Source organism: Hyphococcus sp., from assembly GCF_041986965.1.
Taxonomy (GTDB): domain Bacteria; phylum Pseudomonadota; class Alphaproteobacteria; order Caulobacterales; family Parvularculaceae; genus Hyphococcus.
In genome coordinates, this window is record NZ_JBHIXB010000002.1 from 449,476 (window position 1) to 474,145 (window position 24,670).

The following is a 24,670-nucleotide window of genomic DNA, read 5'->3' on the forward strand; positions in this document are numbered from 1 at the left end:
GCCAAGCTTTTTTCTTCGTAGAAAACTCAACGAAAACCGGGAAACGCTCAATGTACGATCTGTCGCTCACCGAAGCCTATTGTCCGGCTCAAGACGGGCCTGAACCCGCTTCAGTCACCATTGGTCAAATGTTGCGCAGCTCAGCATGCGCGGCGCCCGACATGCCGGCGCTGAACGAACTCGACTATGACGGCGCCATTGGAAGAACATGGACCTATTCGGAACTGCTGCTTGACGCCGAGCGCTTGGCGCGCGCATTGGCGAGCCGCCACGAAGAAGGCGCGCGCGTCGCCGTTTACGCCAACAATGCGCCCGAATGGATTTTGCTTGAGCTCGCCTGCGGCCTCGCGGGAGTCATTCTCGTCACCGTCAATCCTGCTTATCAAAAGCGCGAACTGAAATATGTCCTCGAACAATCACGGTCAGAAGCGATTTATTATGTGAAAGAATTCCGCGGAAACCCAATGCAGGAAATTGCGGACGCCGTATGCGATGAAATTTCTGAAATAAAGCATCGTATTTTGCTGACGGACCACGCTGCGTTATATGCCGGGGAAGATGTTGGCGCCTTACGCAACCCGGAGCCGCACGACCCTGTGCAGATTCAGTATACATCTGGCACAACGGGCTTTCCCAAAGGCGCGCTTCTTCATCACAATGGCCTTGTGCGAAACGGAATCGACACGATGACTCGCGGCGGCGTTAAAGCCGGCGACGCTTTCGTGCACAATATGCCTCTATTCCATACAACTGGCTGCGCCATTCTCGCGCTCGGCGGCCTTGGCGTGGGCGCGACAATGCTTCTAGCGCCGATGTTCGATCCTGCAATGATCACAAAGGTTATGGAGCGCGAGAAAACGAGATTCATTCTCGGCGTGCCGACCATGCTGGTCGCACTCATCGATGAAGTGCAAAAATCAGGACGCGACGTCTCGGCGACGGAACGCATCATGTCCGGCGGCGCCATGGTGGCGCCGGAGCTGTGTAAAAAAGCGCGCGAGGTGCTGGGCGCGCCGATTCAAATCATCTACGGCCAGACGGAATCCTCACCGGTCATTACCCAGGCCTGGCATGACGATAGTCTTGAGGACCTAACCCGGACGATCGGCCAAACCCTGCCTCACACGGAGGTCTCGATCCGCAATCCGGCGGATAATTCGGTCTGCGCCATTGGCGAGCAAGGCGAAATCTGTTGTCGCGGCTATCTCGTCATGACTGGCTATAATGACAATCCCGAGGCGACGGCCGCCGCCATTGACGAAGACGGCTGGCTGCATACGGGAGATCTGGGGACTATGGACGCACGCGGCTATGTGAAAATTACCGGGCGGGTCAAGGAGATGATCATCCGCGGCGGCGAAAACCTCTTTCCAGCGGAAATAGAAAACGCAATGCTGGAGCATGACGCCGTCGACGAAGTGGCTGTTGTCGGCGTTCCCGACGAGAAATGGGGCGAACAGGTTGCCTGTTTCATGCGTTGCAGCGCTAGTGAAAAACCAGCGCCAGCAGAACTCAAGACTTTCATTCGCGACCGCCTGTCACCACAGAAAACACCGGCTTTCTGGATCTGGGTGGACGCCTGGCCTCTGACGGGCTCTGGCAAAATCCAGAAATTCAAGCTCCGCGAGCAATTCGAGCGTGGCGAGCATAACGGCCTGAGCGCTTAACAAGTTGTTAAGCCAGCCGTCACGACAAAAATGAAATAAGTTCCTCAATACATAATGCGGCTAATATAAATTAACCATATGCGAAGATGCTACCCTCAGTTGTATGGCGAGCATCAAGAGTAAAAACGTGGAAACGGGAAAATCCCCTACTCACGCATCACCTGTTTTAGACGGTCATCGCGAGACTGTCTTTTACCTGGTGATTCTGGTCTTTGTCTTTGTCGTTCTCTTGCAAACCTTTGCAATGCAGGGCGCGGTTCCCGGCATGACAGCGCCGCGGATGACCGGCATAGTTGCTTTAGCGTGCTTTGCCGGCATCATCGCTTTTCACCGGCTCACCGGACAGCTGAAAATTGCATCAATTCTACTGATCGCAAGTGCTTATGCCGGCACTGTCTATGCAGCCTTAACGCAAGGTGGAGCGCCTGCGCCAACGCTCAACTATGCGCCCTTTTTGCCAATTGTAGCGACCGTGCTTTTAGGGCGCACCGCCGGTCTTATCTCTTTGTGCGTCAGTATTGTCGCCATCATCTTTTGCACTTACGCCGCGCAGACAGGTCTCGCGCAACCTTCGCTGCATTCCGCGGAGGAACTTCGCATATTGCTGTCTTCCGCAAGCGTGCTGTTAGCCATAGGCGTCACTTCTTATGCTTTCATCTATGAAAGCCTCATACTCAAAGCAGTGAAGGATAGTGAGACCGCAAAATCGGCGCTTGAGGAAAAAGCCGCCGCGCTCGAGGAAAGCCAGGAGTTTCTATCGACAGTCATGGACGCGGCCCATGACGCGATCATCGCGGCGGACGCCAACGGCAAATTGTCCATATTCAACCGTGCCGCCCGTGAGCTTCACGGCATCGACGCCCAACCTCTGGATTCACAGGATTGGCCTTCGACCTACAGTCTGTTTGAGGCTGATGGCGTCACGCCGATGAAATTTGAAAATGTACCGCTCTTTTGTGCAATTCAGGGCAAAAAGGTCTCCGTACGCGAGATGGCGATCGCTGTTCCAGGTCGCGACATCAGATATATGATCGCGAATGCGACGCCGCTTTATAACACCCGAAAAGACCTGATCGGCGCCGTCGCCACCATGCGGGATGTCACGAAAGAACGCGTTCAAGAAGAAGAGATACGGTCGCAGAACCGTGAAATTGACCAGTTTGCGCGCGTTGCCTCGCTCGATCTTCAAGCCCCGCTTAATCGTATCATCATGACCTCAGAGTCGCTCATCAAATCGCCTGAAATTCAGGCTTCCGCCAAGACGCGCACCGACCTCGCGGCGGTCACGCTCGCGGCCAAGAAAATGGGCGCGCTTATTAAAGATGTGCTTTACATGTCTCGTCTTCCCATCGGTGAAATCTCACTTCAGCCGGTGGCCGCCCGCGATTGTATCGAAGCGGCGATCGTTCTCGCCGACCTCAGCGAAGCTGACTGCCGGCTCGATTTTCGCTTCACAGGTTCGCCTGAAGTCTTCGCAGACCCGCATAGCCTGACCCATGTTTTCAAAAACCTCATCGAGAACGCATGGAAACATTCAACGCCTGGCGTCCGGGCCCATGCCGAATTCACCTGTATCCTTGAGGACGGCGCCGCCGTTCTCGGCGTCAAGGACAACGGTCCCGGCATGTCTCAGGAACAGATCGACCACCTGTTTACGCCCCTTGAACGCCTGCGGACGGATGATGACGCTGTGGGCACCGGACTGGGGCTCGCCATCTGCCGCAAATCCCTGACCCGTATGGGTGGGGAATTCTGGGTGGAATCAGAACCGGGTCAGGGCTGCCACTTCCGCTTGCGCTTGCCGCTGGCGAACCAGCAGGCGAAAATCGCGTCTTAAAGGCCTCAATTCCCGCCATGCTTGCCCCTCTTGGGCTTTGACGCCTAGCGCCCTATAAACAGCTCCATGCAGGACAAGGAACAAATCCGCGAATCCTTCAAGCGCGCATTATTGCACGCGACGCGTGCATTATCGGCCCAGCGCGACGTCGAAGTCGCCTTTGGCGGGGAACATGCCGCCGTTCAGGGGAAATCTGCGCGAATCCCACTCCCGGCGCGTGTGCTTGACCCTGCATCGGCCGCCATCGCCCGCGGCGAAAGCGACGCCGCCGCCCTGCGCCTCGCCCACCATGACAGCGCCGCACATGCCCGCCTTGCACCCAAGGGCGCTGAGGCGCGCGCCGTTTTCGCCGCTCTCGAAAACGCGCGCTGCGAAGCTATTGGCGCTATGGCGCTGAAAGGCGTCGGGGACAATCTTGCCGCATCTTTAGAAAAGATCATCACCGATAAAGGCTATGACCGCCAGTCCGCAACCGACGCCATGCCCATGGCGGATGTGGCGGCGCTTCTCTTACGTGAGCGGCTCACAGGACGGCCTGCGCCAGCCGCCGCGCAAGGGATCATGAACACCTGGCGCGAGGAGCTGGAAAACAAGGCTGGCGCCTCTCTCGACGCCCTTGCCAAGGCAGGCGCCGTTGACGATCAGGAAGCTTTCGCTGCCCTCGCCCGCGAGTTCATCCGCGATCTTGATCTTGACGATGAAGACCAGGGCGATGAGCAAAGCGACGATGAGCAAAGCGGCGACGAGTCCGAAAGCGACTCCGACGACGACAGCAATGATGGCGACGACGAAACCGGCGCTGATGAAATGCCAGACGATCCTGGCAGTGGCGAAGCTGATCCTTCTGATTCTGAAATGTCCGAGCAGGACATGGAAACCTCTATGGAGGAAGATGACGGCGCGACCGAGAACGCGAAAGTCTCTTCCCTTAGAACCCAGTTTGAAGGCGACACCGGCGCCGCCTACACCGCCTATACAACTGAATTCGACGAAATCGCTGACGCCGTCGAACTTTGCGATCCGGAAGAATTGCAGCGCCTGCGCAGATCGCTCGACCGCCAGCTTGAGAATCTTCACGCGGTTGTGGCCCGCCTCGCCAACAAGCTTCAACGAAAACTGATGGCGCAACAAAACCGCAGCTGGATGTTCGATCTCGATGAAGGGGTGCTCGACGCTGCCCGCCTCGCGCGGATCATTGTCGACCCCATGCAGCCGCTTTCTTATAAAATGGAACAGGAGCAGGATTTCAGGGACACTGTCGTCACGCTCCTCATCGACAATTCCGGCTCCATGCGCGGACGGCCTATCACCATTGCCGCTATCTGCGCGGACATTCTCGCGCGCACGCTTGAACGCTGCGGCGTCAAAGTGGAGATCCTCGGCTTTACAACTCGCGCATGGAAAGGCGGACAGTCCCGCGAGAAATGGGTCGCTGACGGAAGACCGCCGAAACCCGGACGGCTGAATGATCTCCGCCATGTTATCTACAAATCGGCGGACGCTCCCTGGCGGCGCGCGCGCACGTCGCTCGGCCTGATGATGAAAGAAGGGCTTCTCAAAGAGAATATCGACGGCGAAGCGCTGATGTGGGCGCATCAACGTCTGCTTGGAAGGCCTGAGTCCCGGCGTATTCTCATGGTGATTTCAGACGGGGCGCCCGTTGATGACACGACGTCGTCGGCCAATGGCGGCGCCTATCTTGAACGCCATCTGCGCGAGGTCATCGGCTATATCGAAAACCGCTCACCGGTTGAGCTTCTCGCTATCGGCATCGGCCATGACGTAACACGCTATTACCGGCGGGCGCTTACGATTGTCGATGTTGACCAGCTCGGCGGCGCGATCATCGATAAGCTCGCTGAACTTTTTGACGAGGACGCGCCCGAACGGAAAAAACGCGGACGCGCAGCCTAATCTTTGCGTACGGCATGGATATCAAATTCGACACGCACACTGACGGCCACCCCTTCATCATCGAGCCATGAAGCGTTTTCACCGAGACTGAAGTCGGTGCGCATAAGATCGGCATGGCCGCGGGCGAGCGCGTTATCTTCCTCAATATCGAGTTCAAACTGAAGCGTTACAGGCCGCTCAATATCCTTGATGATTAGTGTTCCGTCAGCGGTATAGTTCCCGCCCCCAAGCGCTTTTACCTCTGAGGTTTCAAACGTCGCTTGAGGATGGTTTTTGACATCGAACCATTCCGAACCGGGAAGATTGGAGTCGCGCAGAGAATCGCCCGTGGACGCCGACGCCGTTGACACAACAACGCGGATCTCAGCGTTCTCCAGATCGTCTGGATTAAACTCGATGTCCGCCTGAAAATTCTCGAACGCGCCTCTGAACTCTTTGCCGTTTTCAGATCCCACGAACGACAGCTCGCTCTGGCCGTAGTCAACAATCCAATTGCCCCCTCTAGCATTTGAGCTATGGGAACGCGCTCCGCTCGTCGGCGTCTTCGTCGGCGCAGGCCCGGAGGATAGATAGAGCAGAGAAGCTGCGCCAAGCATCGCGAAGACGCTGGCGATCCCCAGCCAGGGGCCCTTGCCCGCCGGGACCATACTCGTAAACACGCCGTCCTTGTCGACAAAGGCGTGTTTCAATGCAGCGCCCACATGCAGGACCAACAGCCCAAGGATAAGATAGGCGAGCAGTTCATGGCGTTCTTCCATAATGTGCTCGGCCGCTTCGCGGTCTGTGACGCCGTTAAAGAAAGGCAAATGCGGAACGGGGAAAAGGCCAAACCACTTGGTGGGAATATCCGTAGGCGAGACCGAAACAATCGCCCAACCTGCAAGCGGCGTCAAAATCATCAACGCATAGAACGCCCAGTGGGTTCCGCGCGCCAAAAGCTTTTGCCAATTCGGCATGGCGGCCGGGAGCGCCGGTGTTTGGTGGGTTAGCCGCCAGCCCAGCCGAACAAGCGACAGCAAAAGGATCGTCAGTCCAAAGGATTTATGAAGTTGATAAAGATCGAATTTTAGCGGCGAGGCGTTCGGCAGGCCATGCATGTATTTGCCGCCGATAATCTGCCCGATGATGAGCGCCGCAATCGTCCAGTGGAAGATTGCGGCGACCGGATTATAGCGCGCGCCGCCCAAAGGCCTACTCGCTCGCAGGAGCAGGCATCACCCACTCAGTTTCAATGACAATCTCAACTTCATCACTGACAATCGGAACGGCGAAATCAAGGCCGAATTCGGAGCGATTCACCGTCGTTTTGCCGGAGAATCCGAGCTTGTAAACATTACCCCGCTCATCATAAGCGCCCTTATGGAATACGACCTCAAGCGTCGCCGGTTTCGTCACGCCCTTGATGGTGAGATCGCCAGTAATGGTCCCGGTATTGGCGCCGGTTTTCTCCACAGAGGTGCTGGCGAAGGTGATTTCCGGATTATTCGCCGTATCGAAGAAACGCTCACCGTTCAAATGCCCGTCAAATTCATCGACGCCGCTATTTATCGATGTGGCGTCAATGGTGACTGAAACTGACGAATTCTCTGGCGCGTCAGCATCCCAGTTCAGTGTGCCGGTCCAATCGTCCCAGCGCAGCCAGGGACGTGAATATCCCTGATGGAAATACGAAAAAGTTATGTAGCGATGCTTATAGTCCGGTTCATAGGCGCCGGAGGGGGCTTCGAATTCCATTACATCAGCAGTCTGCTGCGCGCTGGCTGCTTCGCCGACGGAGGCGCCATTCGCGCTCTGACCGTCAGCGGATTGCCCACAAGCCGCCAGGGTCAGGGCGGCGGCGCCTGCTAATGCAAAATCTCTCAACGTCATGAAGTCTGTCCTTCTCATTTCACAGTCGTTCCGAAGATTGATTATAGTGTGTTCACTCATTTTCCGCAGGGCGCTCACTCAAGCGTGAACATATTCACATCATTTCTTTTCGCCCCAGTGGCTGATGATCGCCGGCATATCGGGGCGGCCTCGTTCCTTAGGGCCTTCCTTCGCTGTACCGATATAAACGTACCCCGCAACCTTTTCTCCAGGCTCAAGGCCGAGCGACGCCAGCGCCTTGTCGTCATAAGCGTACCATTCGGTCAGCCATTGGGCGGCAAAGCCGTAAGCCGATGCGGCAAGCAGCATATTCTGACAGACGGCGCCGGAGGTGAGCACCTGTTCCCATTCCGGGGTGCGATGATCTGGATTGGTCTTCGAAATGACCGCAACGACAACCGGCGCACGCAGGAACCGGTTTGCTTCACACGTCGCTCTGGCCTCGCCAGCCTCCGGCTCATTCGCCAGATAAGCCTCTTTCAACACGGCGCCGAAACGGGCCCGCGCATCGCCTTCGAAGACGATAAATCGAAACGGGACCACCCGCCGGTGATCGGGCACACGGGCGGCGATTGTCAAAATATCCTGAAGCTGCGCCGCATCAGGCCCCGGCCCGGTCAGCAAATCAGCCGGCGTTGACCGGCGCATCCGCAGCATTTGCCGTGTCGCCTCGCTTGGATAGGCCGAGGGCACAACTCTCCCCAATTCCGGATATTTTGGGCTGTCAGCCATGACGCAGCTTCTCTCCTACTTGGCAAAATCAATGCGCCTGATAAGGAGTAGACGCATCCCCCGCCGCACCACAAGGGACCAATGGAAGCGGGGGCGAAGTGACTGATATTTAAGGCGGGAAACGGCATTCATGGCAGGGGCGATCGCCGCATCGGCGGACGGATTTTTAACGCGGCTTCAGGCCGGGCGGCTCCCGGCGGCGCTGACGGAGACAACGCTGGCGGATGCGCGGATGACCGTCCGCGATCTCGCCGCCCTGTTCGAAAGTCAGCTCACGAGCCGCCGTCTCGACCTTGAGGCGCGCCGTCTCGGCGCAGAAAAGCGGGGCTTTTATTCAATCGGCTCTTCCGGCCATGAAGGAAACGCCGCCGTTGCGCGCGCCTTCCGCATCGATGACCTGGCCTTTCTCCATTATCGTTCCGGCGCGTTTTACGTGGAACGGGCTTCAAAGCTTCCGGGCGAGACTCCGATCTGGAACATGGCGCTTTCCTTCGTTGCGGCTGCGGAAGATCCGATCTCCGGCGGCCGGCACAAGGTCATTGGATCCAAGTCGCTCTTTATCCCACCCCAGACCTCGACCATCGCCTCGCACCTGCCCAAGGCGATGGGCGCGGCGTTTTCTATCGCCTTATCGCGCACGCATAAACGGCCAAATCCCGAACTGCCTCGCGACAGCGTTGTTCTCTGCTCCTTCGGCGACGCCTCGGCCAACCACTCGACAGCGGTCGGCGCGATCAACGCCGCCGCACATACTGGCTATCGCGGTCTACCGCTTCCACTCGTTTTTGTTTGCGAGGATAACGGCATCGGCATTTCGGTAAGGACGCCGGAAGGCTGGATCGCCGCCAATTACGGCGCGCGGGCAGGACTACGCTACATTTCCGGCGATGGGCGCGACGCAGTCGACGCCATGCGCGCTGCAAGGGCGGCTGAACGCTGCGCCCGCGGCGCAAGAGCGCCTGTCTTTTTACATTTGCGCACTGTGCGTCTAATGGGGCATGCCGGTTCCGACGTTGAGAGCACCTATCGCGAACGCGCCGAGATCGAAAAAGAAGCGGATCAGGACCCACTGCTGCATACGGCGCGACGCCTTATCGAAGAAGGCGCCATGTCGATTGAGGACATAGAAGCTCTTTATGCAGATATTGGCGCCCGGGTTTTCCGCGCGATGGAGCAGGCGACGACCCGTCCCAAATTGACAAGCGCTTCAGAAGTGACCGCCTCACTCCTTCCACCGTCACGTCCGCGCCGCGCCATGCGGCCTGGGAGATTAACGGCAAATGCTCCGGACGACGCCCGCGCCAAGTCGGAACCGCAGCATATGTCGCGGCTCATTTCTCTCGCCCTCGCGGAACAATTGGAGCGTGATCAGAATGTGGTTGTTTTTGGCGAGGACGTCGCCAAGAAAGGGGGCGTCTATGGCGCCACCACGCGGCTACAGCCGAAATTCGGGCCGTCCCGGGTTTTCGATACAATTCTTGATGAACAATCCATTCTCGGTATGGCGATTGGCCTTGGCCATAATGGTTACATCCCCGTCCCTGAAATCCAGTTCCTCGCTTATGTCCATAACGCCGAGGATCAGTTGCGCGGCGAAGCGGCCTCTCTCGCTTTCTTCTCCAAAGGGCAATATGCCAACCCCATGGTCGTGCGTATTGCAGGCCTCGCTTATCAGAAAGGCTTCGGCGGCCACTTCCACAACGACAATTCAGTCGCGATTTTCCGCGACATTCCCGGCGTCATTCTCGCTTGCCCGTCTTCGGGCTCAGAGGCGGTGAAAATGATGCGCGAAGCCTTTCGCCTCGCTCGCGAAGAAGGACGCGTTGTTATCTTCCTCGAACCGATTGCGCTTTACCCCATCAAGGACCTTCACACCGAGGGAGACGGGCTGATGACGGCGGTCTTCAACGAAATTGACGGTAAAGCGGATTTTGAAACCGTCAATCAGATTGGCGAAGGAAAAGACCTCGCCATTATCACCTATGGCAATGGCGCTTATCTTTCGCAGCGGGCGGCACAGGCGCTTAAGGAACAAGGCGTATCAACACGCATCATTGACTTGCGCTGGCTTACTCCGCTGCCCATAGACGCCATGATAGACGCCATTGGCCAGTGCAAGAATGTGCTGATTGTGGATGAGTGCCGTAAATCAGGCTCGTTGAGCGAAGAAATCATCGCCCAGATCATTGATCGCGGCGTTTCCTACAATCTCTCACGAGTCACCGGCGTCGATACCTACATTCCTTTGGGACCTGCCGCCGATACAGTGCTTGTTAGTGAAACAGACATTATAGATGCGGCGCTGACCTTGATGGGAAAAACAAAAAAGCGGGCAGCGGAATGAAAAAGTCAGCCGTTGTTATCTTCCCGGGCCGCGGCACATACGGCAAGGACGAGCTCGGATATCTCGCCCGCCATCATGGTGACAAGGCGGCCTTTATCAAAGGCGTCGATGACTGGCGCGAAGGCCAGGGCCGCGACACAGTTTCCGCGCTCGATAACGCCAAAAGCTATTCGGCCGCGAAACACGCTTCGTCCATCAACGCCTCGGCGCTGATCTATGCCTGCGCCCTTGCCGATTTCGCATCGATCAATCGCAATGAATTCGATATCGTCGCGGTCTGCGGCAACTCGCTCGGCTGGTATCTGACGCTTGCGGGCGCGGGCGCGGTCAACGAAGCAAACGCCATCCGCCTCGTCGACACCATGGGGGCTCTCATGGAGGCCGAGGGCAAGGGCGGTCAGCTCATCTATCCGTTTGTCGGCGAAGACTGGCGCGACAGCAAAGCCAACCTCAAAGCCATCAGCGACGCACTGCACGCTGGACGCACCGAAGGTGAGGCCTATCTGTCAATCCGGCTCGGCGGCATGGCGGTGCTTGCGGGGGATGAGCCCGGCATGGCAGCCATGGAGCGGGTGCTTCCCAAGGCGGAAGGCCGCTATCCATTCCGGCTGGCGCGTCACGCAGCCTTCCACACGCCTTTGCTCAATCATGTCTCAGATGCGGCGTTCAATGAGCTTCCAGCCGACATTTTTCAGGCGCCGAAGTTGCCCATGATTGATGGGCGGGGCGCCGTCTGGTCGCCTTATGCGACAGATCTGGCGGCGCTTTACGATTACACCTTCGGCCATCAAATCGTTGAGACCTACGACTTTTCAAAATCCGTTGAAGTCGCCATCAAGGAATTCGCGCCGGACAAACTGATCCTAGCAGGCCCCGGCGCAACGCTTGGCGCACCAATCGCGCAGGAGCTTATTCGCTGGAACTGGCTCGGGCTTTCGTCAAAGGCGGATTTCTCGGCGATGCAAAAAGAAGAACCATTCCTCATCGCCATGGGACGTGACGACCAACGCAAGCTGGCGGTTTAGCAAACCCTTTACAATCATGCTTATTGCGGCGCCGGCGCTTCCATGCTGTCCGGATCGACGCCAATCGCCTCCATGCGTTCCCGCCACTTTTGATAGGCGAAGGCCCGCATGTCCTCCACCTTATCATGTTCGTCGGTAATTTCGAGGCCGATCAGGGTTTCAACGACGTCTTCAAGCGTAACCAGGCCCTGCACCGATCCATATTCGTCAACCAGCACAGCGATGTGACTTTTGTCATGCATTAACTTGTCAAAAACTTCAGACGCGGACAGAAGATCAAGGAGAATGAGAACATCCCTCCTAAAGTCGGAGAGCTGTGCGTCAAAGTCGTCATTCGCCTGAGCGACCAGAAGGTCTGACTTCAACACGAAACCGATTACCGAATCTGTATTTCCATCATAAAGCGGAATGCGGGAAAACGGCTTGTCGGCGTGCCTTGAAAAGAATTCTCCGACAGTCATCTTTGCAGGTGCTGAAAAGATGACGGAGCGGGGCGTCATGATGTCTCGCACAGACAGAAGCTTGAGCCGCATCAGATTCTGGACAATCTTGAGCTCTTTCCTCTCGAGCTGCCCCTCCTTTTCCCCGATCTCCGCCATCGCCTCCATTTCATCCCGGCTGAACGACGAAACGCCTGCTTTTCCCTGTGAAAGAAGCCGCGTCAGCTTTTCCGAAAGCCAGACGAACGGAAATAATGCGATCGTCAGCCATGAAATCAGCCGCCCGAAAACCGGCGCCAGCGATTGCCAATAAGTCGCGCCAAGGGTTTTTGGAATAATTTCGGAAAAGACGAGAATCAGTAATGTCAGCACACCAGACGTAACGCCAAGATAGGCGCTGCCAAAGACTTTCGTCGCCTGCGCGCCAACCCCGGCGGCGCCAACCGTATGGGCGATGGTGTTCGCTGTCAGAATCGCCGCCAGCGGTCGGTCGAGATTATTTTTCAGGCGCTGAAGAGCTTTGGCGCCGCTTGCGCCGCGACGCTCCAGCATTTTGATATAAGAAGGCCGCACAGACAGAAGCACCGCTTCTGCGATGGAACAAAAAAACGACACAAGGATCGCAAGAAGAAGATAGAAGATAAGCAGTGTCATTCGAACAGTTCACCGATGCTTCGCGTGCAAAAGATTCCAGGCGGGTCAAGTTTTTTAACGAACACGCGCTGCGCCTATTCCTCGCCAATTTTTGCGAAAGCTTCCGGATCGATGATGACGATGACGCCGCCTTCCTGGCGCACTAGGCCTTCAGCCTCCCAGAGCTTCAACTGGCGATTGACGTTTTCGCGCATGAGCCCCGCATGAGCGCCGAGATTGCCCTGCGAGAGCTTCATGTCGATATGAAGCGCATCGTCATCATCGTGATGGCCATAATGCTCGCCAATGCGCATGAGCGCACGGGCCAGCCGCGGCCCCGCCGGTAACGTGGCGATGTCTTCAAGCAGGAAATTGGTGTGCCGCAATCTCAGACACAGGGCGGAAATGATCTGTAACGCGACGCCGGGATTGCGGTCGAGAAAATCAAGCACATCGCGCCGGTACAACCGAAGCGCTCTTGTTTCCTGAAGCGCCGTCGCCGTCGCCGACCGCTGGCCGCCGTCAAACACCCCAAGCTCACCCAACACTTCGTTTTCGCCCATAAAGGCGAGCACGGTTTCTTTACCAGCGTCAGAATAGGAAGAGATTTTAACCCGGCCCGACAGGATGATGTACATGCAGTCGCTGTCATCGCCTTGAGCGAAAATCTGCTTGCGCGCGCCGAAGACGACAGGCTGCGCATGGTCGAGCAGCCCTTTCAGCTTGTCCTCTGAAATGGCTTCGAAAAAGGGATGCCTCTTCAGCTCCCAGATCAATCCTGTAGCGGCGCCGCGCATAACACTCGCGCTTGTCTAGTTCCCGTCGCCGTTAGTCTAGTGAAAATTTGGAGAAATGTCGCGCCAATGCTTTTCTCGAGCAGGGAAAGCTGGCGCGCCCTCTCCCCCAGGCGAGGGCGCGCCGCTCTCAGGTAGAGCCGGTGCGGGGCAAGCGCCGGCTCTTGGGGCTCCGTCTTAGCGGTTCGCCGTAAAAAGGCTGGAAAGCCCAAGCGCCGCATTCGTGCCGATAAAGCCGATCAGGATGATTTCAACGACGCCCATGATGTTCTCCTGCTTCCTTCCGGCCGCTTCCTTGCCGCCGATGATTGAAAGGTAGAACCGTCCTTGCCTGGGCGCTGTGATGGCCGTCACAGCTTGTATTCCTTTTTCCTATCCCATTGAATTTCTTATACTTTGGAGAGTTTCGGCGCGCCCTCTCCCCCGATCGGGCGCGCCGCTCTCTCCCTGCTGCGTGGTGCAGGATTAGCGGCCAACCGTAACAAGGCTCGACAGGCCGAGCGTCGCGTTGATGCCGATGAAACCGATCAGGATGATTTCCACGATACCCATGATGCTCTCTCCTATTTCCCTCATTCCGGCCTCTCCCGGCCGCCGATGAGGAAAAGATATGAGAAGCCCCGGTTTGCCGCTGTGATGGCCGTCACAGCTTGAACCGTTTCCCGGAAAATTTATTTTTTGCCGAAATTACAGCAGGTTAGCTGGAAACCTGACCCGCACGGGCGAGAAAGACCTCAATGGCGCCCGAAAGACCATAACTCTCGCCCTGCTTCAGCGCGCCGAAATAACGCCGCGCCGCCGCCCCGTCGCCAGCTTCAAGCGCCGCCAGTCCTGCACTGAAGGTCTCTGCAAAGGTCTGGAACGCCGGGCGGCGGGCGAGCTCCTCATCGCCAGCGAGGGCGAATATTTCCGTCGCCTCGCTGCGCCCGGCGGCGGTGAACCGGCCCAAGGGCACAACAGCAAAGGCTGGAATGCGCGCCTGCATCGCTCCCGAAATGATAATCGGTGCAGCATATTCCTTGTTCAGCGCCTCAATTCGGGAGGTGAGATTCACCATGTCGCCAAGCATGGAATATTCGAGATGGTCCTCGGAACCGAAATTCCCGACCTGCGCTTCATCTGTATGAAGACCAATGCCAATGCGAATTTCCGGCAGGCCCTGTTTCACATCCGAGCGCCATTCAGCGTTAAGCTTGTCTACGGCTTTCAACATCGCAAGGGATGCGCGCGCCGCCTGCGCCGGATGATCGGCGACATCAATCGGCGCGTTCCACATGGCCGCCATGCCGTCGCCCATATATTTATCCACAAGGCCATTATGGTCCGTGACGATTTTCGTCATCTCGGTGAAATACTGGTTGAGCAGCGACGTCACCTGCGTCGCTGACAAGCTATGAGAAATTGTCGTGAAACCGCGTATATCGGAGAAGAAAGCCGTGATTTCCCGCGTTTCACCTTCGAGCTTCAACAATCCCGGATCGCGCTCAAGCCGCTCCAGAATAAGCGGCGACAAAAACTTGCCGAAAGCGCCGCGAATGAAGCGCCGCGCAATCTGTTCCTGCTGGAAAAGAACAACAAAAGCGCCCAGGAATGAGAGCGTCAAAACCAGTCCCGGCGCCACCGGATCAATCAACAGGCGAGATGTTTTAAAGGCGGCGAAAGCCCCGCCGAACAGCGCCGCGGCAAGCGCCAGCCACACGGCGAATCCCGCGGCTGCTGTCATGCGCGGCAAGAACAAGAGCAACAGCAAAACGGCGAGACCGGCCACTGCAAGCTCAACAGGTCGCATGAGGTCCCAGGCGCGGAACAATGTCTTGCCGCCCAGAACCTGTTCGATGATCTCGGCATGGACATGAACGCCGGGGCGTTCATCGCCCAGGGGCGTGACCATCACATCGCGCAGCCCCTCCGCGGAGGCGCCGATCAGGACGATGCGCCCTTTTACAGCCTCTTCAATCGCACGCTCGTCGCCTTCAATAATATCGACGACCGAGATGCGCCGCGCCGCCATGGCGTCCGGGGCGGCGTAATGCACCCAGATTTCACCATCTTCCGTCGTCGGGATATGAAGACCGCAGAGTGAGACTTCCGACACGGACTGCCCGGCGATCCCCTTCACATGGGCGCGGCAGGGACGGTTTGCGTCAACTTTGAATCCCGGCGGCGCAAATTGCGGGTCAAGACGCGGCGCCGATACGCGCAACGCTTCAAGCGCAAGGCTCGGATAGATTTCCTTACCTTCACAAGCCAATGCAATGAGCGGAGCGCTACGGACAACGGCGTCATTTGAAAGACCAGTTCGCGCAAAGCCCTCGCCGCTCGCCGCCGCCCGGAAGACGGGGAGCGACGGCACCACGCTGCGAAAACTCGGGGCGATGCGCGCCAGACCGCCGGCGGTCATGCCGCCGATCCTGGCCCCGTCAAGCGGCGCCGGACACACACCTCCCGTTTCACCGGCGCGCGCCGTCAGATGAAGGACGGACGGCGCCGCGGCAATCGCCGCCGCAAGCCTGGCATCATGATCGACAGCAGAAAGATCGCTTGACGCAAGCTCAGCCGCCACCGGGGCAAGAACCGGCGCCGTGAGCCAGTTCGCGGTGACATTGGCCGGACTTGTCCGGTCCGGTTCGGCAAGAATGATATCAAGCACCACAGAAGCAGCGCCCGCTGCGTTGAGGCGATCAACGATTGTTGCAAGACGATGCCGCGGCCAAGGCCACTGCCCGTATGTCTCCAGAGCGGCATCGTCTATTTCTACGACGCGCACAGGCGCGGAGTCATACGAACGCGGCCCAATACGTTGATACTGATCGAAAAGGCGGTCGCGAGCAGAATCAATAAGCGCAGGTTCAAAAAAAATCGTCACCAGTGCGAGACCGGCGCCGACAATCCCGGCAAGACGCGGTCCGAAAATCCGCCGCTTCATCGCTGTCCGCCTTCCAGCCTATGTCTAGTAATCGGTCGCGCCCGGTTGTCTCGTCATTTGTTCAATGGCGCCGACACCCTCGCCGCCCATTCCATCCTGGAAATTGAAATAGAGATCAGCCGTTTCGCCTGCGGCGCCGCTGTCGTCACGAATTAGGAACAAGGCGTTCTGAATATTCGAGCCGGAAAACTCGTCTGCGCCGAAACCGAAAACGCCCGCGCCATTCGCCGCATCATCAAAGCTGACCGCACTGATGAATTCGACACTGTTAAAGGCATAGCTGTTTGCGGAGTCATTGATGTTGATTTCAAGGAATGAATCACCGCCGCCAACGGTCCGGCTTCCGAAATCAATATCAATGCCTGCAAAGGCGTCGCCGAATGAAAAGCCGCCATCGGCGCGTTGCACCTCTGCGAAATCAAACCCGCCGTCAAAATTAAAGACGCCGCCGCCCAGGGTTACGCCAACCGCATCGATATCCGCGATTGTGGATATCTGCTCCACATTAAATGACGTCTGGTATAGCGGCGTCTCCGTATAGAGATGATTGCCCGCCCCATCTGCGAGAATGGCGGCGATATTTCCAAGAAAATTGTCGCCTGGTCCCACCATCGCTTCACCCGCAACGACCGACGAGTCACTGCTAAGCGACGCCAGAGTATAAAAGGCCAGGCCAAACAAGCCGGAGTCGAATGGCGCCGCCTGATCCAGCGCCACATATTGCGCAGTATTGTCACCGCCGATCGCCGGATCGGCTGCCGCCGAAATGGCTATAAAAGAGGACCCGCCGCCGATCGTGCGATTAGCAAAGTTAACCTCCAATTGTGCGACGGACCATCCTGTCAATCGCGCAGGATCGCCAAGCGTGGATATAATATTCGTGGACTCGTTAGCGAGCATGACCGGCGCACGCGTTCCCACATTTTCCAGCTCCGTTTGGGAATAAACATCGGCCAGATCAGCCGTAAAAAAGGCAAGCTCGCCATTACCCGGCGACAGCAGCAGATCATTGGCGCCGCCGGCGAGAATGTAGTTGTTATTGTTCGGATCGCTTGCGGAAAATTCCGAGCTGACATCCACCGTCACTGTGCCGCCTTCGCCTTGACGCACTGTCAGCGTGTAGCCGGGCGTATTAAAAAGCGAGACGCCGCCCTCGCCCGTCGTGAACGGAACGCCGGAACTTGCCAATTGCGCTTCAAGAAACGCCTCTATCACCTCGGGCGCGGGCTCAATGCCTGTCCCGCTGCGTTGCGTAAGATCGTCCGGATCAGTCACGGTGAAATCGAACTTCACGAATGACGCCAGCGCTTCAGGAGCAATTGTGCGGTTCGCCCAGTCGATGGCGATCTGGAACATCACGATCCCGTCCTGCGTGATCGGCGTCCCCCCGTTTTCGATGCTCAACTCCGCCGGGGCGATAACAAAAAGATGACCGTTGGGACTCATTTGAGTCGCCGCAAAATCGTCCAGCACATCGAGCGGCAGTATTTCGCCCACGGGCACGCCGAAACCGCTATAGGGGTCTTCCGGCAGATATTCAGTGTTCCAGTTGTCCTGCCCGCCTTTGTTGCCGGCATATTGCTGACCATCGTCGCCTTCCTGTGCGCCCTGACCCGAGCGGTTCAGAGGATCGCCAGCATAATCCTGTTCCTCGCCATCGCCCTCGGGAATAACAGGCAAGAAGGCGTCATAAATTTTCTTCAGGAGTTCTTCGTCTGCGCGATAAGGTTCTGAAATTCCGTCAGGACCAATCCGCACAACCCAGCCGGGCCGCTTCAGCCTTGCGGCGATATCGTCCTCATTATCGGTCCAGAATTCGACGAGCCCCTTGGGCGTCAGGCCGCTATTATCGCGCAACGGCCCTTCGAGCAGCGCATACACATAGCCGTCAATCTCAACGATAATGACATTGGTGCCGCGCACGCCCATGGTGACGCCGCTATCCTGGATTTCGACTTCCGTATCACCGGGCTCTGTATCGCGGCCAGACGAATAACGGACGCCGCCCCGTACAAAATTGACTACGCGCCGTCTCCCGGCGCCGCTCGCATCGTAAAATTCATTGATCGCCGATTCCGAATTCGGCGAGAAAGTGTAGGTGCTCCAGTCACAAAGCTTTAGCTGCAACAGGGACTCATCGCCTGTGCGCACATAATCTTCGGAAAACATATCGTCGCCGGATTCCGGCCGGAAAATCTGGCTTGCCGTACTGCGCGAGACATCGACTTCCGGACCGACAACCGCTGTTGCGTTACCCGCCTTCGGATCATTCGTGTCCTCATCGAAGCATTCGGCAGCCATCACAGGCGCGGCGAAAATCGACAGCGCCGCAGCGGCGGCAGTTGCTTTGAGCATGGAGGCGATGTGAGTCTGTTTCATGCCGTCCCCCTAAAACGCAATACGCTTCGAAATCAGGAACGCCGCTTTGTGCGTCTTGTAATCGAAGTTCAAAATGTTGGAGTCCACCGTCTCATATTCATATTGCGCAATAAGATTGATGTCCTTCACCGCCTCCGGCAGGCCCGGCGCAAAGAACGAGATTGGCGCGCCAATCGTGAAACGGCCGCGATAGAGCCATTCATCACGCGTTATCAGCGGCGTGATGAAATTATCGGGACCGTCATAAGACGAGTTTTCCGCCCAGACGCCAATCAGCGAGAATGCGCCGCGGCCAAGCAGCCAGCTGTGCTGGGCGTATGCGCCATACCGATTATAAGATTCATAGTCCGTTTCGCCATTTTTATCGGCGTAAAGCCCTTCCACCGTCAGCTTCTGGTTGGTCGTAAGGCGCCATACGGCACCCAACCGACCGCTCATGCGCCGGCCCGTGCGTTCGTCCGCAGCGGCGAAATTGCTGGTTCCGCGGAAGTCTTCATGTTCGCCCCGCACATTCCCATAGGTCGTGAAGCGCGGGTTCCAGCGATAGGCGACCTCAACCTCGCCGCCATAGGTCGCAAGGTAATCTTCACCGTCGAGCCAGTAAAACCCTCCGCGCGCGCGCGGCGTCACCGACCAGTTTCCAGAAAACCATGTGCCGCCAAGCGCCAGTGTCGCGGCGTCGAGATCGAGCGTGTCGACCTCCATCTTGTCTGAATGATAATAGCCGACATCAGCATGAAGGAGGCTTCCTTCCTGTGTTCCGAGATCATGCTGTAAGCGTCCCTGCGCCGACAAGACAAAAGCAAAGTCATCGACCTTCGGATTGGCGTTCAGGTTTGTCGTGACGAACTGTCCTGGAACGAACGGATTGGGCAAGGTGAAAAGAACCTGACCGCTTGACGGCGACTGGTTGCGGTTAGTTTCATAATCAACACCCGTCGTAATGGTCAGCGCGCCGCGGGTCGGCCGCTGTTCGTAACGGATGCGTTTGAGATATGTTTCCGCCTCCGCCGCGAGAGGCCCCGGCAGCTCTCCGCTTTCAAGCGCCAGCTCAAGCTCATAACGCGCACGGTCATAAAGCCCCAAACGGTAAAGGACGAGCCCGTATAAAACACGCACGTCGTAAAGCGTCGGATTGAGAAGCAGGATCCGCTCCAGCGTCGCCCCGGCTTCTTTGAGATCGCCGCCCGCAATCTGCTGGCGCGCATAGTCGATATTCAACTGGATATCATCCGGCGCTGACAGAATTTGTCCGAAAGGAATGCGAGCATCTCGGTAACGCTCACCAGTCGTTTCCCGCTGCACATTATAGAGATCGCGGTCAACGGCTTCACGCGCCGCTTCTTCCGGCTCCTGCGCCATCACAGCGCCGGACACAGCAAACGCCGTCAGCACAAGCACTGCGCGTTCGAATGATCGTCTTCGGGATTTCTCTCCCATAAACTCCCCCTTGCCCGGTGCGGCGAGCCTGCTCGCGCCGGGAAAGTCGCCATACCCGCAACAGCGCCGGCGCGTATTCAGCGCGCCTGGCGATGTCTCTCACATCAGACTATGCGATGCGGCAAATCCCCCCGCAACCGTTTTCTCGCCGCCATTAACCATGAAACTGCGGCGAAAACAGGGCTTTTTCAGCATCTTACCGGTTCGTCACCAGCTGCCAGATGATAAAATAATGAGTTAGATGGTGAACCATCTGATCAAAGCCGAACGAAATCCAGAAGGATTGTTTCTGGGGATTTCCAAACCGGCCAAGCAGAGAACGCGCCGACTTGATCCGGTCCATGGTGAAATGCGCTGCGAAATCGACCAGCGCCAGCCACCACAAAGATGGATTAACGACCAGCACAATCGTCAGGGTCAGGAGCGCGTGGATAAGCACATGCAATGTCAGCGGATACAAAAACCCCCAGCCCGGCTTCATCTTGCCGTTCGCCATCCAGGTCGTTTGCAGAAGATAATCGCTGATGAAATGCTTGGCCTGATAGGTAAGTAGCAGCGCAAACACGAATGCGACGTCGTTCATTCCAATAATCCTGCCCTAATCCCCTCTTGCGCGCCGGGACAATCAGCGCGACAGGAAACCCTAAGCCGGGTCGCCGCGGCGAAGCAAGGCAAGGAAAGGCCTTTCCAGCCTCCTGGGTGACGCACATCACACTTATTGCAGCGCAACGATAACCAGGGCCATCAGAGTGCGTTGATCATCTCGACAATGCGAGCGCGTTCCGGGGCGTCTTCAGGCATCATGGCCACCAATCGTGACCAGTAATCGCGCGCAGCATCCGCGTCACCACGCTGACTGGCCGCCACTCCCTGAAAATAGAGGGCGAAAGGGTGATCCTGATCCAGCGCCGCCAGCATCGCAATGGCTTCTTCCGTTTGCTGATCAAACGGTTCGCCCTTCACGACATTTGCAGAGACCAGCGCCTGCACTCTGCCCATATGAAGGGCCGGGTCTTCCGGAGACAGCATGATTGCGCGCGCATACGCATCAGCGCTTTTCTCGTAGTCTTCCATGACGGTGTAAGACCGCGCCAGCATGGTCCAGCCTTCAAGATCATCCGGATTTTCTTCAAGGCGCGCGGCGAGCCCCTGCACCATTCCCGAAATCATCTGAGCGCGATCATCTGTCGACATGTCGGCCGCCATCTGCGCACGGGCGCGTACCGCGAGTTCCTGTCCCGCCGCCGTCTCTTCACGAGCAGGATTGCCAAGCACACCGTAAAGAACAAACGCCGCCAAGGGCGCCAGCGCGGTGAGCGCCATCGCCGCATAGAGCGCAGGTTTACCGCCCGTTTTTGTTGTCGCCTTTTCCGCCGCCCGATGAGCGGCGAGAAGACGCCGCCGCGCTTCTTTTTCCGCGGTCGCCGCCTCATCCGCACTGATTAGCCCAGCCTCACGGTCGCAGGCGATATCGGCGATCTGGGCGGCGAGATAGTCTTCTTCGTCCAGCGGCTCCGCCACATGCCGGGCGCGCAGAAACGGCTCTATCAAGAGGCCGAGCGACGCAACAGCCAAAACAAACATCAAAACCCAAATCATCATCCGCGCTCTTCCAGAAGACGGTCGATTTCCTTTTCGTCTTCATCGCTTATGGGCGCGGCGGGCGCAGCCTTCGGGCGGCGCAGGAAGACATAGGCGCCAATCCCGCCCGCCGCCAGCGCCAATGCCGGAAACGCCCACAAGAACAACGTATTGCCCTGCACCGGCGGCTTCAGGAGAACGTAATCGCCGTAACGCTCGACAACATAGGCGATGACTTCCTTGTCCGTATCGCCGGCGACAAGCCGTTCGCGCACAAGCAAACGCAAATCCTTCGCCAGAGGCGCATTCGATTCTGCGATCGACTGGCTTTGACAGACGACGCAGCGCAATTGCGCGTCGATCTTTTCGGCGCGTTCTTCCAGCACCGGGTCGTCGAGCAACTCGTCCGGCTCCGCGGCGAAAACATTGCCAGCCAGCAAAAGGGTAAAAATCAAAAGCAGATATTTCATTGGCGACGCAAATCCTCAATCAAGGGGCCAAGCGTCGTATTCCAGTACTGCTCGGTAATCGGCATAGCGACGCGGAATCTTACGTCGCCGTTTTTGTCGATGACGAATGTCTCCGGCGCGCCGGTAACGCCGAGATCAAGCGCTACGCGGCCTGAATAATCATCGCCCACCTTGGCGTAGGGATTGCCGAGCCGGTCGAGCCATTCCTTGCCTTTGCCGGGCTCATCTTTCCAGTTAAGGCCATAGATTTCGATGACGTCATTTTGCGCAAGCTGCATCAGGAATGGGTGTTCAATATGGCAACTCACGCACCACGAGGCGAATACGTTAAGAAGAACGACGTCCCCGTTTTTTAATTCATCGGATGAAAAGCCTTCATCCATTCCCTCAATGGCGGCCATGTCAAAATCCGGCAGCGGTTTGTCGATGAGCTGCGACGGTATCGCGGTCGGGTCGCGCGTCAGCCCCCAGGCGAAAAAAGCGCCGACAACGACAAACAGAAGAACAGGGACGATCAGGAGAAGCCGGTTCATGCGGTCGCCGCCTCCATTGCTGCGGAAGACGACGTCGCTTTCCGGAGTTTCGCCGGTTTGCGCCCGCGGTCGCCAAAGGCGACAAGCCCGCCAACAGCAGTGACGGCGGCGCCAAGCCAGAGAAAGCCGACAAGAGGATTGAAGAATAACCGCACCGGCCAGCCATTGCCTGAACTATTGGCGCCGAATGAAATGTAAAGGTCGTTGAACCCGCGCGCGCGTATCGCCGCCTCACTCGTTTCCATGCCGCGCACCGGATAGAACCTGCGTTCGCCCGCCAACGTGACACTCTCGCCGTTTTTAGTGGCGACAAAGGTCGCGCGTTCCGCTTCATAGTTCGGCCCGCTTATGCGCTCCACAGATTTTAACGTAACGGCGTAACCGGCGATCTCCGCTGCATCTCCTTCCGCCATCAATTGCACTACTTCGGTCTTCCAAAGGCTCATGCTGGCTGCGCCCAGTGCAAAAAGCGCAATGCCGCCATGCGCGATAGCCGCGCCCCAGGCGGCGCCGGGAAGGCCTTTGGCGCGGCTGAGGCTTTGCGAGAAAGGCGCGCGGAAAAGCTTGATCCGTTCAGCGATATCCGTGATCGCGCCGCCAGCCAGCCAGACCACCAGCGCCATGCCAAAAGCGCCGCTGATGCGCGCCCGATCGGCGATGACGGCGACAATGACAGCGACAACCACCGCAGCGGCTGCGGCGGGCCAGAGTCTGTTGAGCGTGGCGCCGAGGTCACCCTTCTTCCAGGCCAGCAAGGTTCCGATGGCGGCAAGCATCAGCGTGAGTGACGCCAGCGGCGCGAAGATGAAATTGAAATAGGGCGCCCCGACTGAAATTTTCTCTCCGGACAGCACATCAATAAACAGCGGATAAAAAGTGCCTACAAAAACGACAGCGCAGGCGACAAGCATCAGCACATTGTTGACCACAAGCGCCCCCTCCCGGCTGACCGCAGCAAAGGCGCCCGTCGCCGAGAGTGAATTCGCCCGCATGGCGAATAAAGTCAGCGCCCCGCCAATCGCCGCCATCAGGATCATGAGAATGAAAACGCCTCGCGTCGGGTCAACAGCGAAAGCGTGAACCGATGTAATCACGCCCGACCGGACAAGGAACGTGCCCACAAGGCTCAGGGAGAAGGCCGTAATCGCGAGCAGCACAGCCCATCCCTTCATGGCGTCGCGACGCTCGACAACGCGAATGGAATGGATCAGCGCCGTGCCGGCGAGCCAAGGCATGAAGGACGCGTTCTCCACCGGGTCCCACGCCCACCAGCCGCCCCAACCAAGCTCGTAATAGGCCCACCAGCTGCCAAGCGCGATGCCGATCGTCAGGAACACCCAGGCGATCAGCGCCCATGGCCGCACCAGCCGCGCCCAGACCGTATCCGCTTTGCCTCTGATCAAGGCAGCGACCGCAAAGGAAAACGGGATCGAAAAACCCACATAGCCGAGATAAAGAAACGGCGGATGAATCGCGAGGCCGGGGTCCTGCAACAACGGGTTCAATCCTGTTCCGTCCGCCGGCGCCGGAAAAAGCCGCAAAAACGGATTGGAAGTAAACAGAATAAAAGCCAGGAACGCGGAGACGATCAGCGCCTGAACGCCCAGCGTCAGCAACAAAAGATCGCGCGGCGCCGCGCGTCCCTGCATCGCCAGCACCGCGCTGAACAAAGTGAGGATCAGCGCCCATAGCAGCATGGAGCCTTCATGGTTCCCCCATGTGCCCGTCAGCTTATAGATGAACGGCTTCGCCGAGTGCGAGTTCTGGAACACATTTTCGACGGAAAAATCCGACACCGCATAGGCGTGCATCAGGCTAAAAAAAGACAGGGCCACCAGCGCGAAAATCAGGATCGCCGCGCGCTGGCCGAAGACCGCGAAGCGCGCATCCTTTCCTCTTGCTCTCATAAACAGGGCCGGCCCCTGAGCCAGCGCCAGCATGAAGGCGAGGATAAGCGCAAAATGTCCGATTTCAGGGGTCATGATTCCTCTGGTTTGCCGCTCTACATAATGAATTCGCCCTCCCGGCGCGAGGGTGAGACCCCGCGATATATGGGCGCTGGACCCGGCCGCCCGGAATCCATGGC

19 protein-coding genes are annotated in these 24,670 nt (G+C 57.7%); 5 read left to right on the top strand and 14 right to left on the bottom strand.

Annotated elements, in window-relative coordinates:
* Window positions 1–50 precede the first annotated feature (50 nt).
* The 3 genes from ACFC5L_RS11150 to cobT all read left to right on the top strand — a co-directional run bounded on the left by ACFC5L_RS11150 (window position 51) and on the right by cobT (window position 5,418).
* The gene (locus tag ACFC5L_RS11150) at window positions 51–1,667 is read left to right on the top strand and encodes a class I adenylate-forming enzyme family protein (RefSeq protein ID WP_375202863.1); all 1,617 of its coding nucleotides are present in this window, start codon (window positions 51–53) and stop codon (window positions 1,665–1,667) included.
* A 127-nt stretch (window positions 1,668–1,794) separates the two neighbouring features.
* Window positions 1,795–3,504 carry a sensor histidine kinase gene (locus tag ACFC5L_RS11155; RefSeq protein WP_375202862.1) on the top strand — a complete coding sequence of 570 codons (1,710 nt, stop codon included), beginning with the start codon at window positions 1,795–1,797 and terminating at the stop codon, window positions 3,502–3,504.
* 66 nt (window positions 3,505–3,570) lie between these two features.
* Window positions 3,571–5,418, top strand: a complete 1,848-nt coding sequence (gene cobT / locus ACFC5L_RS11160) for a cobaltochelatase subunit CobT (RefSeq protein ID WP_375202861.1) — start codon at window positions 3,571–3,573, stop codon at window positions 5,416–5,418.
* Here the strand turns inward: cobT and ACFC5L_RS11165 are convergent.
* The 3 genes from ACFC5L_RS11165 to ACFC5L_RS11175 form a co-directional block, all read right to left on the bottom strand.
* The gene (locus ACFC5L_RS11165) at window positions 5,415–6,605 is read right to left on the bottom strand and encodes a cytochrome b/b6 domain-containing protein (protein ID WP_375202860.1); all 1,191 of its coding nucleotides are present in this window, start codon (window positions 6,603–6,605) and stop codon (window positions 5,415–5,417) included. The genes cobT and ACFC5L_RS11165 overlap by 4 nt on opposite strands.
* Before the next feature lie 4 nt (window positions 6,606–6,609).
* The gene (locus ACFC5L_RS11170) at window positions 6,610–7,287 is read right to left on the bottom strand and encodes a YceI family protein (RefSeq protein WP_375202859.1); all 678 of its coding nucleotides are present in this window, start codon (window positions 7,285–7,287) and stop codon (window positions 6,610–6,612) included.
* Between the two features lie 99 nt (window positions 7,288–7,386).
* Entirely contained in the window at window positions 7,387–7,944 is a 558-nt protein-coding gene (locus tag ACFC5L_RS11175; protein WP_375203285.1) for a nitroreductase family protein, read from the bottom strand.
* Between the two features lie 205 nt (window positions 7,945–8,149).
* Between ACFC5L_RS11175 and ACFC5L_RS11180 the strand changes: the two genes are divergently transcribed.
* Together ACFC5L_RS11180 and ACFC5L_RS11185 are read left to right on the top strand one after the other, a co-directional pair.
* Window positions 8,150–10,363, top strand: coding sequence for a thiamine pyrophosphate-dependent enzyme (locus tag ACFC5L_RS11180; protein ID WP_375202858.1), 2,214 nt, complete (start codon window positions 8,150–8,152; stop codon window positions 10,361–10,363).
* Complete coding sequence (locus ACFC5L_RS11185; RefSeq protein ID WP_375202857.1) at window positions 10,360–11,388, top strand: ACP S-malonyltransferase; 1,029 nt, start codon at window positions 10,360–10,362, stop codon at window positions 11,386–11,388. Before ACFC5L_RS11180 ends, ACFC5L_RS11185 begins: the two co-directional genes overlap by 4 nt.
* A gap of 20 nt (window positions 11,389–11,408) precedes the next feature.
* Here the strand turns inward: ACFC5L_RS11185 and ACFC5L_RS11190 are convergent, their stop codons facing one another.
* The 11 genes from ACFC5L_RS11190 to ACFC5L_RS11240 all read right to left on the bottom strand — a co-directional run bounded on the left by ACFC5L_RS11190 (window position 11,409) and on the right by ACFC5L_RS11240 (window position 24,566).
* Complete coding sequence (locus tag ACFC5L_RS11190) at window positions 11,409–12,482, bottom strand: hemolysin family protein (protein WP_375202856.1); 1,074 nt, start codon at window positions 12,480–12,482, stop codon at window positions 11,409–11,411.
* 74 nt (window positions 12,483–12,556) lie between these two features.
* Window positions 12,557–13,258 (bottom strand): Crp/Fnr family transcriptional regulator, encoded by a 702-nt coding sequence (locus ACFC5L_RS11195; RefSeq protein WP_375202855.1) that lies wholly within the window; start codon window positions 13,256–13,258, stop codon window positions 12,557–12,559.
* A gap of 174 nt (window positions 13,259–13,432) precedes the next feature.
* Window positions 13,433–13,609 carry a hypothetical protein gene (locus tag ACFC5L_RS11200; protein ID WP_375202854.1) on the bottom strand — a complete coding sequence of 59 codons (177 nt, stop codon included), beginning with the start codon at window positions 13,607–13,609 and terminating at the stop codon, window positions 13,433–13,435.
* Window positions 13,610–13,952: 343 nt separating this feature from the next.
* Window positions 13,953–16,181 (bottom strand): CHASE2 domain-containing protein, encoded by a 2,229-nt coding sequence (locus tag ACFC5L_RS11205; protein ID WP_375202853.1) that lies wholly within the window; start codon window positions 16,179–16,181, stop codon window positions 13,953–13,955.
* A gap of 24 nt (window positions 16,182–16,205) precedes the next feature.
* Entirely contained in the window at window positions 16,206–18,560 is a 2,355-nt protein-coding gene (locus ACFC5L_RS11210; protein ID WP_375202852.1) for a hypothetical protein, read from the bottom strand.
* 9 nt (window positions 18,561–18,569) lie between these two features.
* The gene (locus ACFC5L_RS11215) at window positions 18,570–20,000 is read right to left on the bottom strand and encodes a hypothetical protein (protein WP_375202851.1); all 1,431 of its coding nucleotides are present in this window, start codon (window positions 19,998–20,000) and stop codon (window positions 18,570–18,572) included.
* 196 nt (window positions 20,001–20,196) lie between these two features.
* On the bottom strand, window positions 20,197–20,583 hold the full coding sequence (locus ACFC5L_RS11220; RefSeq protein WP_375202850.1) for a DUF3307 domain-containing protein: 387 nt from the start codon (window positions 20,581–20,583) through the stop codon (window positions 20,197–20,199).
* Window positions 20,584–20,744: 161 nt separating this feature from the next.
* Window positions 20,745–21,602, bottom strand: coding sequence for a c-type cytochrome biogenesis protein CcmI (gene ccmI / locus ACFC5L_RS11225; protein ID WP_375202849.1), 858 nt, complete (start codon window positions 21,600–21,602; stop codon window positions 20,745–20,747).
* On the bottom strand, window positions 21,599–22,051 hold the full coding sequence (locus ACFC5L_RS11230) for a cytochrome c-type biogenesis protein (protein WP_375202848.1): 453 nt from the start codon (window positions 22,049–22,051) through the stop codon (window positions 21,599–21,601). The genes ccmI and ACFC5L_RS11230 overlap by 4 nt, the downstream gene beginning before the upstream one ends.
* Window positions 22,048–22,584 (bottom strand): DsbE family thiol:disulfide interchange protein, encoded by a 537-nt coding sequence (locus ACFC5L_RS11235; protein WP_375202847.1) that lies wholly within the window; start codon window positions 22,582–22,584, stop codon window positions 22,048–22,050. The genes ACFC5L_RS11230 and ACFC5L_RS11235 overlap by 4 nt, the downstream gene beginning before the upstream one ends.
* Complete coding sequence (locus ACFC5L_RS11240) at window positions 22,581–24,566, bottom strand: heme lyase CcmF/NrfE family subunit (RefSeq protein WP_375202846.1); 1,986 nt, start codon at window positions 24,564–24,566, stop codon at window positions 22,581–22,583. Before ACFC5L_RS11240 ends, ACFC5L_RS11235 begins: the two co-directional genes overlap by 4 nt.
* Window positions 24,567–24,670: the final 104 nt, after the last annotated feature.